Annotated in this window: 10 protein-coding genes and 1 pseudogene; 3 read left to right on the forward strand and 8 right to left on the reverse strand. The window is 50.1% G+C overall.

Going from position 1 to position 14,372, the window contains the following annotated elements:
- Positions 1-253: 253 nt before the first annotated feature.
- Positions 254-862: an HU family DNA-binding protein gene (locus ACESTD_RS12165; RefSeq protein WP_005825608.1), complete on the reverse strand. Its 609-nt coding sequence runs from the start codon at positions 860-862 to the stop codon at positions 254-256.
- Positions 863-878: 16 nt separating this feature from the next.
- Between ACESTD_RS12165 and ACESTD_RS12170 the strand changes: the two genes are divergently transcribed.
- Positions 879-1,073, forward strand: a complete 195-nt coding sequence (locus ACESTD_RS12170) for a hypothetical protein (RefSeq protein WP_005825610.1) — start codon at positions 879-881, stop codon at positions 1,071-1,073.
- Positions 1,074-1,106: 33 nt separating this feature from the next.
- Here ACESTD_RS12170 and ACESTD_RS12175 read toward each other — a convergent pair whose 3' ends face one another.
- The 4 genes from ACESTD_RS12175 to ACESTD_RS12190 all read right to left on the reverse strand — a co-directional run bounded on the left by ACESTD_RS12175 (position 1,107) and on the right by ACESTD_RS12190 (position 7,772).
- Positions 1,107-1,826 (reverse strand): SGNH/GDSL hydrolase family protein, encoded by a 720-nt coding sequence (locus tag ACESTD_RS12175; protein WP_008661817.1) that lies wholly within the window; start codon positions 1,824-1,826, stop codon positions 1,107-1,109.
- 186 nt (positions 1,827-2,012) lie between these two features.
- On the reverse strand, positions 2,013-3,413 hold the full coding sequence (locus tag ACESTD_RS12180; RefSeq protein WP_151855109.1) for a TolC family protein: 1,401 nt from the start codon (positions 3,411-3,413) through the stop codon (positions 2,013-2,015).
- 31 nt (positions 3,414-3,444) lie between these two features.
- Complete coding sequence (locus ACESTD_RS12185) at positions 3,445-6,636, reverse strand: efflux RND transporter permease subunit (RefSeq protein WP_373158922.1); 3,192 nt, start codon at positions 6,634-6,636, stop codon at positions 3,445-3,447.
- A gap of 20 nt (positions 6,637-6,656) precedes the next feature.
- Positions 6,657-7,772, reverse strand: coding sequence for an efflux RND transporter periplasmic adaptor subunit (locus ACESTD_RS12190; RefSeq protein ID WP_373158921.1), 1,116 nt, complete (start codon positions 7,770-7,772; stop codon positions 6,657-6,659).
- A 191-nt stretch (positions 7,773-7,963) separates the two neighbouring features.
- On the opposite strand from ACESTD_RS12190, the gene ACESTD_RS12195 reads away from it, so the two are divergent.
- Positions 7,964-8,800, forward strand: a complete 837-nt coding sequence (locus tag ACESTD_RS12195) for an AraC family transcriptional regulator (RefSeq protein ID WP_057098262.1) — start codon at positions 7,964-7,966, stop codon at positions 8,798-8,800.
- 90 nt (positions 8,801-8,890) lie between these two features.
- A pseudogene (locus ACESTD_RS12200) lies at positions 8,891-10,558 on the forward strand (beta-N-acetylhexosaminidase).
- Here the strand turns inward: ACESTD_RS12200 and ACESTD_RS12205 are convergent.
- From ACESTD_RS12205 to ACESTD_RS12215, 3 genes are read right to left on the reverse strand one after another with little or no spacing between them, the layout of a single operon-like run.
- Positions 10,559-12,067, reverse strand: a complete 1,509-nt coding sequence (locus ACESTD_RS12205) for an MBOAT family protein (protein ID WP_373158920.1) — start codon at positions 12,065-12,067, stop codon at positions 10,559-10,561.
- Positions 12,054-12,989, reverse strand: a complete 936-nt coding sequence (locus tag ACESTD_RS12210) for an SGNH/GDSL hydrolase family protein (RefSeq protein ID WP_373170077.1) — start codon at positions 12,987-12,989, stop codon at positions 12,054-12,056. The genes ACESTD_RS12205 and ACESTD_RS12210 overlap by 14 nt, the downstream gene beginning before the upstream one ends.
- A complete protein-coding gene (locus ACESTD_RS12215; protein WP_373158919.1) occupies positions 12,973-14,352 on the reverse strand; it encodes an SGNH/GDSL hydrolase family protein in 1,380 nt (459 codons plus the stop codon). The genes ACESTD_RS12210 and ACESTD_RS12215 overlap by 17 nt, the downstream gene beginning before the upstream one ends.
- Between the last annotated feature and the right edge of the window lie 20 nt (positions 14,353-14,372).

Consider the following 14,372-nt stretch of genomic DNA (forward strand, 5'->3'; position numbering starts at 1 on the left):
GAAGCTTACCGCTCCGTTTTACTGTCAGAATGTCAAAACATCGCCGCCTTCGTTCCCGAAAGCGGATGCAAAAGTAGCGCTTTTACGGACATCTGCAAAATATATACAAGCTTTTTTTGAGGGTTTACGTGAACTTTTTCATAACTAGCTGATTGATAGATATGTTTTAAAGCATGTTTTTTAAAGGGAAAGAAAGGAAGGAAGGAAGGGGACACATTATATATATACGCGCGCGCATCGGAATATAATAAGTTCACCCCTTGACATAGACCACAGAACGGCCGGCACCACGCTTGCGAATCACGCCAGAATCGATAAATGTCTGCAAATCCCTCGAAGCCCGGCGGGCGGTGACATGGACAAGGCGGGAATATTCTGCACGAGTAATACAGACATTAGCCTCCAGAAAGTCCATCATGCTTTTTTCACGGGCAACCATGTCGCCCATTGCTTTCGGTTTATCCGGGAAAAAGCGTTTATCCGCACGTTCCAACTCCATCTTACCTGCCACATAACGTTTGAATTCGATGCCGGGACGGAATTTCACCGTGGACATCTTGACCGACTCCGCACGTACTTCTTTCTTATTCATCACCGGATGGGTACACTTCAGCGTGGTGCTGAAGAAGCCAAGTCCCTCTATCTCCACCGTATAGCCCTTTGCCAGCCAGTCTCCAAGCGTAGTGGTGATGGCTTGCACAATACCCACAACCATGGCGTGGGGCATATGTTCTTCACGAAAAACCCGTTCCATGAACTCTTTACCAGAAATGGTTCCCTTGGAACAGACACGGGCATGCAGCGACTTCGGTTCCTCGCCTTCGGGGACGGGCGTTTCATAAAGGTCATAATAAGCACTCATAAAATAATTTAAATTAATGGTTTATAGAGAATTGAGGGAAACTTGCAGCAAACTTGGGGAAGAAATGTTCTCGAAATCGGCAGAAGCTGGCAGTAAAGGTACTAATTATTTTTCTTGCCACAAGGATTTTACTTTCTTTCCACTGCCGTATTCTTTTCTTTCCACAGCTGTGGAAAGAAAAGAATACGGCAGTGGAAAGATTAGCATTTAGGATAGAAAAGGATAACTCCCAATGAGTCTGTCCTTAGTTCTTGGCAGGCAAAGAAACAGAAGCCTCCAATATCGGGGAGACAGACTCCCAAACCTGAGCATCGATACTCTGCATTCCTTGCACAGAAGGATGCCCCCATTGTTTATCAATGTCGTGCAAACGAATATTCTCGATGCCATAGTGCCGGCAAATTTCATCCATGGAATCAGTTACCTCTTCGGATAGTTCTGAATTGGTAATATTATAAATCCTGGCCGCAGGATAGAGCTGCTTGAGAGATGCAAGCAGATAGCAAAAGGCAGGACGGAAGCTATACAAATCGGCTTTCGTCCAGCCATCATATTGGTATACGCCAATGGGAGCACCTGCCCAACTGTCATTGGTACCGCCAAAAACAAGGATTATGTCGGGGGTGCCGAGGTTGTGAATACGGGTGATAAAAGAACGGTCGGAGTAATCGGCTTTCTCGTAACCGGTATGACAGACGGTGGAGCCGGAATAGGAATTGTTGCGTTCCAACTGAAAGCCGTGCTCATGGATGAAACGGTACCACCAGGTTTCCTCCACCTTTGTCACATCATTCTCTTTCTTTTCGCCGGGAACTCCATACCAGCAGAGATTGGCGGCAGGAGAGACATGACCGTAAAAAGTGGAATAGGAATCGCCAAGAATAGAAACTTTCTTTTGAGCAAACACCCCTGATATAAGGGTCAGGGAAAAAACAACCAGAAAAAACAAGGATTTGCAGTTCATAATAGATAGATTTTTATGTCGTATACCGCAAAGTTATAAAGTTTGTCCCGGTTTGACGGCAAGAAACCGTAGTTTTTTTGCCATAGCCCGCTTATATGAAAGCCCCTCTACCATCGGATTCCCACAAAAAAAGGAAATGCCGGATTGATAGAGGGGCGAGAGAATGAAGATGAGAAAGAGTATATTTTACTCCCGCCCTCCACCGAGGGCTTGATAGAGGTTGATGATACCTTGTATTTCATCAAAGCGGTCGGCTACCTGTGTCAGTTGGGCAGAGAGTAGCCCCTGCTGGGCAGTGAGCACTTCCAAATAGGTGGAGGTGCCGTGTTGCATCAGTAACCGGGTGCTGCGGACGGTAGTTTCCAGTGAAGTTATCTGCCTTGCGCGGAGCTCCGTCTTTCCACGGGCTACCTGCACTTGGGTCAGAGCATTGTTCACTTCGCTACCGGCATTGAGCAAAGCTTGCTGAAAAGCGAGCCTGGCTTCTTCCTGCTGTGCTTTGGCTATCTTGAGCTGTGCCACGTTCAGCCCTTTGTTGAACAAGGGTTGTGTCAGCGAGCCGATGGCGGAGAAGAGTAGTTTTCCTGGATTGACAATCATGCTTCCTGCCGAGTTGGTCCAGCCAGCTGTACCGCTCAGGGTGATGGAGGGGTAGAAAGCAGAACGGGCGGCATTGATGCTGTAGAAAGCGGATGCCAGCGAGAGTTCGGCACTTTTCACATCGGGACGGCGGGAAAGCAATTGCAGAGGTACGCCCACCGCAAGTTCCTGCGGGAACTCCTGCCCCGCCAACCGGCCACGCTCAATGGTGCCCGGAACATCGCCCAACAGAATGGAGAGACTGTTCTCCACTTCCTTTACCTGCTGCCGGAGGTCGAGCAGCGAAGCTTCCACCTGACGACAGTTGGCTTCGGATTGCGAGACACTCGCCTCGTTCGTCATACCTGCAGCCATCATGGCTCGCATGGTGCGTACACTTTCGCGCCAACTGGCGGCTGTTTCTTCGGAAATGCGGTATTGCTCGTCGAGCATCAGCAAGGTGTAGTACAGATTGGCCACATTAGCTATCAGCGAAGTGCTGACGGCTTGTTCGTACTCCAAGCTTTGAAGGTAGAGCGCTTTGGAACGGCGTTTGGCATTGGTCAACTTACCAAAAATATCGACTTCCCAACTTGCCGAGGCAATGCCGGAATAGGTCCACGAGCCTTTGGAATTGTCGAAACTGCTGACGCCACCCTGCGGAGTGAGCATAAACGAAGGCAGGTACGAAAGTTTGGCCGACATCAGCGTGGCTTCCGCCTCCTTGATACGTTGCCGGGCGGAAAGCAGGTCGGTGTTGCCTTGCAAGGCTTGCTCGATGAGCGACTGTAATTGTGGGTCCGTAAAAAGCTCGCGCCAGGAAAGGGAAGCGATGGAGGCAGTGTCTGATGCCACAAACAGACTCAGGCTATCCAGACTTTGCCCGTCCAAATCGTGTCCATAAAGTCCATCGGTCGTGATGTCCTCCGGGCGCTGGTATTTGGTATAGATGCCGCAACTGGTCAGTACCAAGCCGGCGACAGCTAATAATATGAATTGTTTCTTCATTATTTTTTTATGTTAGTTACGCGATAATGTACTAATGTGATTCTTCTATCTCCTTCCGGCTTACTTTCATCTCTTCCTCAATCTGCCAGTCGCTCGTCGGGACGGATTGGGCAGGACGAAGCCGCTCCTGCAACCACTGGAAACTGATGAACAAGACAGGAACAATGAACAGCAGCGCCAATGTGCCGATGAACATACCACCGACAACACCCGTACCCAATGAACGGTTACCGTTGGCTCCGACACCCGTGGCAACCACCAAGGGGAAAAGGCCGAAAATCATCGTCAGTACCGTCATCAGGATGGGACGGAAACGCGCCTTTGCCGCACTGACGGCAGAAGCAATCAGCCCCATTCCCGCTTTACGGCGCTCGGCGGCATACTCCGTCAACAGAATAGCGGTCTTTGCCAACAGACCTATCAGCATGATAAGTCCCGTCTGCAAATAGATATTATTCTCCAACCCGGCTATCCTGGCAAAAAGGAACGACCCCATCAGGCCCGCAGGAACGGCCAGGATAACGGCAAACGGAATCAGAAAACTCTCGTAAAGCGCACTCAGAATCAAGTAAATCATCAAGATACAGATACCGAAGATGATGACTGTAGTACCACTCTGCTGGCTTTCCTCGCGGGTGATGCCACCAAAGTCATAGCCATATCCCTTCGGCAAGGCTATCTCCGCCGTTTCTTGTACGGCACGGATGGCGTCACCGGTACTGTATCCCTCGGCAGGCATAGCATTCACGGCAATGGAGTTGAACATGTTGAAGCGGCTCAAGGACTCGGCACCGTAGGAACGGGTCAGCGTAACGAACTGGCTCAACGGAGCCATCTCACCGTTGGACATGCGTACAAAGGCATTGTTCAGTGAAGCCTCATCCAAACGGAACTTCGGGTCGGCCTGAATCATTACCTTGTAAACTTTGGAGAAACGGTTGAAATTGGAGACATATTGCCCGCCATAATAGCCCGACAGTGTGGACAACACCTGGTCGGGAGCAATCCCGGCACGTTTGCACTTGGAAGCATCCACCTCGACGGTCCACTGCGGATAGCGTACATCGAACGTGGAGTATGCCATCGAAATTTCCGGACGCTGGTTCAGTGCCGCCAGATACTGCTGGGTGGTCTGGAAGAAGGTGTTCATATCCCCTCCCTGCTTGTCCTGCACATTCAAGTCCAGCGCATTACCCATACCATAGCCCGGAATCATACCCGGAGCAATGGCAAAGACTGTAGCATCCTTAATATCCGCCGTGCGAGCGTATATCTGGTTGACGACTGCCTGCACCTGGTCTTCCTTTGCCGTACGCTCGTCCCAAGGTTTCAGCTTCACGATAATCATACCGAAAGAATTTCCCTGCCCGGACAGCAGACCATAACCGGCAACTTTCTGCAAGTGCAATTTCTGAGGAAGGTCTTCCAGACGCTTCTCCACGCGGTCTATAATGTCATTTGTCGTCTTGAGCGAGCTACCCGGAGCGGTGCTAACGTTGACAAACAACGTTCCTTGGTCCTCGTCGGGCACCAGTCCGGTCTTGGTGGTATTCATCAGGAATACCAGCAGCACCACCGAAAGTGCCAGCAACGACCATCCCAGCCAGCGGCGCTTGATGAACAGCAACACTATCTTCTTATACTTCTCGACCACCGCCTCGAAAGCCGTGTTGAATGCCTTGCGGAAGCGCGAAGCAAAATTATTCTTCTCCGTTCCGTCCTCATTGATATAAGGCTTCAGCAGCAAGGCACAAAGTGCGGGACTGAGTGTCAGCGCATTAATCGCCGAAATACCAACGGCCACCGCCATCGTCAACCCAAACTGGGTATAGAACGTACCGGAAGTCCCTCCCATGAACGATACCGGAATAAACACCGCCATAAACACCAGTGAAGAAGTGATAACCGCGTTGCTGATGCCCTTCATCGCATCGATACTTGCCATATAGGAGGACTTATAGCCCACATCAAACCGTGCCTGCACCGCCTCCACCACGACAATGGCGTCATCCACCACCGTACCAATCACCAATACCAGCGCAAACAGCGTAATCAGGTTGATACTGAATCCGGCAACGGACATGAAAGCAAACGTACCAATCAGTGAAACAACGATACCTACCAGCGGAATCAGCGTAGAGCGGATGTCTTGCAAAAAGACATAAACCACCAGGATAACCAGGATAATAGCCTCAATCAGCGTTTTCACCACTTCGTGGATAGAGGCGAAGAGGAAATCGTTGCTGGACATCATCTGGGTAAGCTCCACGCCTTTCGGCAAGTCCTTGCGTGCTTCTTCAAGGAGCCGGTCAATCTGCCGGTTCACTTCCGTGGCATTGGAGCCCGCGGTCTGGAACACCATGCAGGAGATACCGGGATGTCCATCCATGGTACCTTTGTAGGCATAACTGTCCTTACCCAGCTCTATATCGGCGATGTCCTTCAGTTTCAGCACCTCGCCGTCTTCGGTAGAACGGATGACGATGTCGCCGAACTCCTCAGGAGTAATGAGGCGTCCCGTATATTTCATGGTATATTGATACGTCTCATCCGAGTTCTCACCAAACGACCCGGTGGCCGATTCGATATTCTGCTCTGCCAGCACAGCCGTCACATCCGAAGGTATCAGCTTGTACTGCGCCATGACATCCGGTTTCATCCAGATACACATGCTGTAGTCACCACCCATAATCATCATATCGCCCACACCGGAGATACGGAGAATCTGCGGCTTCAGGTTGATACTGATATAGTTGGCAAGAAAGTTCTCGTCATAGCTGTCATCAGGGCTATATAAAGAGAACATTTGTAAGATACTGGTCTGCCGCTTGCTGGTGGTGACACCCACCTGGGTTACTTCGGCAGGAAGCTGCCCCGTAGCTTTGGACACACGGTTCTGCACATTGACCGCCGCCATGTCCGGGTCTGTACCCTGCTTGAAGTAAACAGTAATGGAAACCGACCCTGCATTGCTGGCGGTAGAAGTCATGTAAGTCATGTCCTCCACACCGTTGATGGCCTCTTCCAACGGAGCGATAACACTTTTCTGAAGGGTTTCCGCACTGGCTCCATAGTAAGTGGTGCTCACCATGATGGTGGGCGGCGCAATGTCGGGATATTGCTCAACGGGCAAGGTGAACAATCCGATGATGCCCAGAATGACAATCGTAATGGAGATGACTGCCGAAAAAACGGGGCGTTCTATAAAAGTTCTGAGGTTCATATTCTATCGGTTAAAAATTATCATTCATTCGTTTTGGGTTGGACGGAGGTACCTTCACGCAGCAAACCCACGCCTTCGGCCACAATTGTGTCCCCCACTTTCAAGCCACTCTCTACGATATATTCCTGACCTCCATTCACACGGGTCACTTGCACGGGAACTGATTGCGCCTTGCCGTCAACTACCTTATATACATAGACCTTGTCCTGCACTTCGTAAGTGGCACTCTGGGGAACAACGATGCAGTTCTCTTTCCGTACCGGGATGATGACGTTTCCCGAACCGCCACTGGTCAGCAACCCCTCTTTGTTGGGGAACACGGCACGCAGACTGACTGTACCCGTAGAGGTATCAATTACACCACTGATAGTTTCTATCTTACCTTCTTGCGGATAGACAGAACGGTCATTGAGCTGTAATTCGATAGAGTCCATCTCTGCCAGCGCCTTATCCTTGGAGCCGTAGCGGCGGGTGAGGTCAAGCAACTGATTCTCTGTCATGGAGAAATAGACATACATATTAGAATTATCGGATACGGTCGTCAGTGGTTTGGGCAAACTGGCGCTGACCAACGTCCCCACCCTATAAGGGAGCGTACCTACCATTCCATCTGCCGGACTCTTCACTTCTGTATAAGAGAGGTTATTGGCGGCATTCACCTGCTGCGCCTCGGCTTGGGCCAACTGGGCTTTCGCTGTCAGCAGGCTGTTGTAGGAAGTCTTTAAGTCAAACTCGGAAATCACCTTCTGGGCATAAAGCTCCTTCTTGCTGTCATATGTCAGTTGCGAAGTGGCCACGCCGGCACGGGCAGCTTCCACATTGGCTTCTGCTGTGCGCAAGGCTGCCAGATAGGGCACCTGGTCGATAATAAACAAGACTTGCCCCCGACGCACGGTCTGTCCTTCCTCCACACAAAGTTTGGTGAGTGTACCGGACACCTGCGGATAGATGTCGATGTCCTGCCGTCCGCGGATGGCTGCGGAATAGATTGTCTGCAGTTCTCTGTCGGTAGTCGAAATAGTCATCACCTGATATTCCGACTGGGGTTGCACGGCAGGCGCGCTGCCGCAGGCTGCCAGTGTTGCACTACAGATGACGGTCATCATCTGTTTCATCATACTCTTTTTTGTTTTCATACTCTTTATCTTAAAAAAAATAATACGCCGGCTTTATCTTTTATTTTTTAAGCCGGCAGCAAAGGTATGCCGTTTTTGAACAACCTTTTGTTTCATTGGAGGTACACGACTGTTCATTTTCGGAACATGCCATTTAACAATCCAAAAAGAACTCGTACCTTTGTGACCGCAAATCATAAACAATCTAAAATATGAACCCATTACTGACTACCAAACAAGAAACGTTCAGAGCCGGAACAGACAACCTGGAATTCTTCCGGGAACGTCTTCTGAAAATGAACAATGGAGCACTGATGTTCTGCACCCGTGGAGAAGCAATTATCACAATAGATTTAAGAAAATATCATATTGTACCCAATACGCACATTACGCTGCTTCCAAGTTCCATTATTTCACTGACAAGTGCGAGTAAAGATTTCCTGGTGGACTTCTTTGCCTATTCCGAGACAATGTTCAAGACGGCATGCTTCCGTTTAGAGCCGCCCTTCATACATTTTATAAAGGAGAATGCATGCTATACGCATACCGAAGACGAACCGGTTCGTGCTATCACGGGACTCATCACGGCAAGCAATGCCATCTACCGCGATTCTGAAAATCTGTATCGCGAAGCCATTGCACAAAACCTGCTGCAAATTTTCTTTCTCGACACCTACGACAAGGTTCAACGTTACTTTACGGAGGAACAAATCAATGGCAGTAACCGGAAAGAAGAATTGTTCAAAAAGTTTATAAATCTGGTACATACGTACTGTACTACCCAGCGGGATGTCGTTTTTTATGCTGACCAACTCTGCATTTCGACCCGCTACCTATCTGCCATCACCAAACAAGTGGCGGAAAATTCTGCCAAAGAAATCATTGACGAAAACCTGATATTGGAACTGAAAATGGCGTTGCAATCCACCGGCATGTCACTGAAAGAGATTGCCGACAAATATCGTTTTCCCGACCAGTCTTTCTTCGGACGATATTTCAAGAAACACACGGGAATGTCACCCAAGGAGTATAGAGCAAAAAAGAACTGAGGTATGAGCATGCATTTATCCCCTTCTCCTCTGCCTCTTTAGTATTTTTTCTGTATATTTGTCAGACACTAATTTAATCAGTTCAATGCCATGAGAAAACTTACACACATGCTCCTTGCAGGCACTCTCATCCTGGCCTGCTCTTCATGCGGAGTAGAAACAACAGCCAACTATCAAGTCATTCCCTTGCCCCAGGAGGTTGCCTTGAGTCAGGAATCCCCCTTCAACTTGAATGACGGTACCATCATCGCCTACCCCGAAAACAATGAACTTTTGAAACGCAATGCCGAGTTTCTGGCCGAATACATCAGCCAGTCCACCGGCCGCACCCTCCAGACAGAAGCCCTTGCCCCGGGAAGCGAAGCGCCCAAAGGCGCCATCACATTGGGACTGGATCCGGCTATCGGCAACCAGGAAGGCTATGTGCTGACCGTCAAAGCCGACCGGGTGACCCTAAACGGACAGACCGAGAACGGAGTGTTCTACGGTATACAAACCCTGCGTAAATCAATCCCTGCCGAAACCAAAGCCACCTCTATCCTATTGCCTGCCGGCAGCATCCAGGATGAGCCCCGCTTCAGCTACCGAGGCATGCACCTCGATGTGGGCCGCCACTTCTTTCCCATTGAGTTCGTAAAGAAATACATAGACTTGCTGGCACTTCACAATATGAATACCTTCCACTAGCACCTCACCGAAGACCAAGGCTGGAGAATAGAAATAAAGAAGTATCCCAAGCTGACGGAAATCGGCGCCTGGCGCGACCGTACCGTTATCGGCCGGAACACCGAAGAGTATGACAACACCCGGTATGGCGGTTTCTATACGCAGGAGCAAGCCAAAGAAATCGTAAAATATGCCGGGGAGCGCTATATCACGGTCATCCCCGAAGTAGACCTGCCCGGACACATGCTTGCCGCACTGGCCGCCTATCCCGAAATGGGATGTACCGGTGGACCGTATGAAGTGTGCCCACGTTGGGGCGTATTCGAAGATGTGCTGTGCATCGGCAACGAAAAGTCCATGCAGTTCCTCGAAGATGTCATGGCCGAAATCATTGACATATTCCCTTCCAAATACATCCACATCGGCGGTGACGAAGCTCCCCGCACCCGTTGGGAAAAGTGTCCCAAATGCCAGGCACGTATCAGAACCGAAAAATTGAAAGCCGACAAGAACCATACTGCCGAAGACCGTCTGCAGAGCTATTGTATGACACGTATCGAAAAGCTCCTCAATAGTAAAGGACGCCAGATTATCGGCTGGGATGAGATTCTGGAAGGCGACGTCGCCCCCAACGCAACTGTTATGTCATGGCGTGGCTCGGCAGGAGGAATCAAGGCGGCCCAACTGGGACACGACGTGATAATGACACCCAATGACTATTGCTACTTTGATTATTACCAAAGTGAGGATACCCGGCACGAACCATTTGCCATCGGAGGCTTTGTCCCATTGGAGAAAGTATACAGTCTGAATCCTACCGCCTCACTGACCGAAGAACAAGCCAAGCACATACTCGGCACACAAGCCAACCTTTGGACAGAATACATCCCGACCAGCGAACAGGTAGAGTATATGGTTCTCCCCCGTATGGCCGCCCTTGCCGAAGTACAATGGACACAACTGGAAAAGAAAGATTATACAAACTTCACTACCCGACTGGCCGGACTCATCGGCCTCTACCGGAGAGACGGGCTCAACTACCGGGAACCCTTCCGACAGCAGGCAGACTCCACAGCGACCGAGAAGAAGTAATCAGAACTGGAAATAGATAAACGGCTGTATCTCCGAACTTTTCATCTGAATGACCAGATAGATTACAGCAAGCATCAGTACCGCCTTTCCCAACAAGGGGAGGCGGATTACTGTTTTTGTGCAAGCACGTTCCCAACTGTCGGGCACAAAATGCAGCAGATAGCCCAATGCCATCAGTGCAAACACTTCCCAATAACCCTCTACCAGCTGCGGGAAGAGTTGCGGACGGAAAGTAGTGAATATCTGCTTCAGCATATCCATTGATGTGGAGAACTCCGCATTACGGAAGAATATCCAGCAGAAACAAACAAAATGGAAAGTGACAAGCACTCCGAAGAAGCGGTGGATGCCATGGCTCTCCGTCCCCTTCTTACGCCCGGTAAGCGTCATCCAGAACTTATGGGCTGCAAGCGCAACGCCATGCATCATTCCCCAAAGTACAAAATTCCACGAAGCGCCATGCCACAAGCCGCCCAGAAACATGGTAATGATGAGATTGGCATATTGGCGAATTTTCCCCTTCCGGTTGCCTCCCAAAGAAATATAAAGGTAATCGCGCAACCAGCTGGAAAGCGAAATATGCCACCGCCTCCAAAATTCCGTAATGGAAGCGGACTTATAAGGGGAATCGAAATTGATATTGAAATGGAAGCCCAGCAACAAGGCAATGCCGATAGCCATATCACTGTAACCGGAGAAGTCGCAATAAATCTGCAAGGCATAGCCATAAACACCCATCAGATTCTCCACCCCCGAATAAAGAGTAGGATTATCAAAAATACGCTCTACAAAGTTAACGCTGATATAGTCCGATATAACCGCTTTCTTGAAGAGCCCACTCACGATGAGGAAGATTCCACGTCCGAACATCTCATTGGAGACAAACAGCGGGCGGCGGATTTGCGGAATGAAATCACGGGCACGTACAATAGGACCCGCCACCAACTGGGGAAAGAAAGAAACATAAAAAGCATAATCCAACAAACTGGTCAGAGGCGTTATCTGGCGACGGTACACATCTATCGTATAGCTCAACGACTGAAAAGTGAAAAAAGAGATGCCCACCGGAAGGAAAATATCCATTGTCGTGAACGTGCCTCCCATCAGCGAGGCAAAAGTTTCGCCCAGAAAATTGGTGTACTTGAAGTAACACAACAATCCCAAATTGATGAACAGACTCAACACAACCCATGCCTTACGTAGCCAGGGAATAGCCTCGCGTGCCATCAAGCGTGCAATGAAAAAGTCACAGACCGTCACCAGTCCAAGCAGGAAGAAATAAGTGCCACTACTTTTATAATAGAAGTAATAGGAAAACAAGGTGACAAACAGCAAACGCGCCGTCGTCCGGCGTTGCAACAACAGATAAACCAATATAAAAGCGACAAACAGCCAGAGGAAAATACCACTGCTGAATATCATCGGGGCTTGCGGGTCATAAGTGAAGACATCGCGCAAACGGTCCAAGTCTATATTCAATCCGGATAAAAATTCGTCAATATTCCACATAATCGTTATAAGCTTTTAACAAGGCCTGGTAGAACAGCTCGCCTTGCAGGCGGTAACCGTCCGGCAAATAGTGTACATGGTCCGGACGCATCAATCCGGCTTCCTGCCAGTTGAGGCAGGCACGGTGGGTACCGCCAAGTATTTCGTACATGTCCCATACCGCCAATCCGTTTTCATCGGCATAGCGGCGGATAGTCTGCACGGCAACGGCAGTACGCGGATTAATCTTATAGGTTCGACGACGGCGACGCTGCCGGAAACTCTCGTAAGAGCCCGGAGGGGTCGTCATCAACATCGGTACATTCGGCAGTTTCTCGCGAAGCATGCGTACAAGGTCGTCCATCTGGCGATAGTGCAGCATTGTATTGTAACGGCGGTTATGGCTTTCGTTCGTCCCGAAGGAAAGAATAAGCAGGTCGGGATGCAGAGCCGCAATATCAGCAATACGGTCCGGACGGGTGAAAGTAATGCAAAATGCACCGTTGATACCTACATCGGTATAAGAGACTGCTCCGAAAGTGTCCTGCATCAACGCACCAGTGGTACGGGGGAAGATATGGCCGCGTATATGGCTGTCGCCCACATGTACGATGCGAAGCGTATCAGCGGAAGCGCCCAGCCGGGACAGACGTAGCTTCTCCCAGAAAGGATTAAGAATACCCAGACTGTCGGTAAGTACATTCTCCTTCATTTGCCGGAATGTGGCGGGAAAAGTTATCAAAGGGACAGACACCGTATCCGTACGTTGGGAATAGAGGCAGAGAGTATCACAATCCGTTCCGCCGACATGACACGAAAGGCTGCCCGGCAATACATCTTGTGCATGGAGCGGCCCTATCGCCGCAATCAGCACCAGCACCGCGCAGCAAATCGTACATCGTAAATCGTACAATCGTGAATCCTCCTTATGGCTCCTCTTCATAGTAGGCCCTCCTTCTGTCATACTGTTCCTTACCATAAATCAAAGACTCATAAAGCAATCCCGCAAGATACTTTCCACCACGGAAGTTGATGTGCGTATAATCATAATTGGCCAGTGACGGCTTGGCATGCACCATCTCTGCCATACTGCCTTCCCCACCCATAGCCTCGAACATGTTCCAGAAAGCGACAGCCTCATCCGCCGCCAAATTCTGTTGATAACGAACCAGATTCTTGATACCGGGCATGGTACGCAGCTCCCCTTCTTCGTTCTTATAGTCACGGTCGCCCACGCTGACCACAAGGATGGCAGCTTGCGGAAAGGCTTCCTTGAGATGTTCCACCGTTGTCTGCATACCTGCAATGTACCTATCGTAATTGCGTCCGCGCTCGGTGGCCACATTCAAGCCGTATTGCAGGATTATCAGGTCGTAGGGTCGCTGCTCGTTGAACTCGCGCATCATCCACACGGGAACAGAACGGAGGGAGAGGCCGGAGCTGCCACGCAGTGAGAAGTTATCCAGCACAATGCCGGAAGTACCGTCCATGGCAAGGCCATAAAACAAGGTGGAGTCCGCACTTTCCACCGTCCAACGGACAGAACCGATATTTCCCTCTACCGTCATCTCCTGCAAATCATCAATCGGCTCAAAAGTCTCGGTAGTTGCTTCGCCACGATTGACGCGGACAGAAAGGGTGGTTGTGCCACGGTTATAGAAAAAAATACTGGCACGCTGGCAAGTATCCAGACGGGAGGCATAGTTCTTCTGCCCCCGCAGTTCCACATAAGCACCGGTATTCGGAATAAAGTAATGTCCGGAGACTCCCAGCTTGCTACGGTCAAAGAACACGGAGTCCATGACAGAATGACTCTGCCATCCGCTGAAGGAATGACGCACTGTAGGACGGAAGCCACTGGTCATGGACGTAATGGTGACAAAACCTACTCCGCAACCGCCATATTTCTGCTGAAGCATCTCGCGTAAATCAGCCGTCAGAATATCCGCTTCGATAAAGGAGTCGCCGAAGTAGGCGATACGAACCGGACGGGGTGCTTTGGCAAGCTCGTCGAGCGCCTGATAGAACCGCGTCATGCCACGCATGGTAGAATCGCTGTAATCTTCAATGCACGTCATGCCCGCACGGCAGGTGTCCACAAAGGCGGGCTTCACCTTCGGGGGCGGAGGCAGCAGGCTGTCCGGCTCACTCACCGGCTTGGAAGGACGACGCACGTCCCCCAAGATATCCACACGCCTCAGCACACGGCCACCCATCGTAATACTTGGCAACAGATGCATCAGCAACAATGCACCCCATACGATAAACGCCAACAGACCCGTATATTTCAATGAATTCTTTTCCATACCTAATGTGGCCGCAAAGA

The organism is Bacteroides sp. AR20 (assembly GCF_964250605.1).
GTDB lineage: Bacteria > Bacteroidota > Bacteroidia > Bacteroidales > Bacteroidaceae > Bacteroides > Bacteroides uniformis.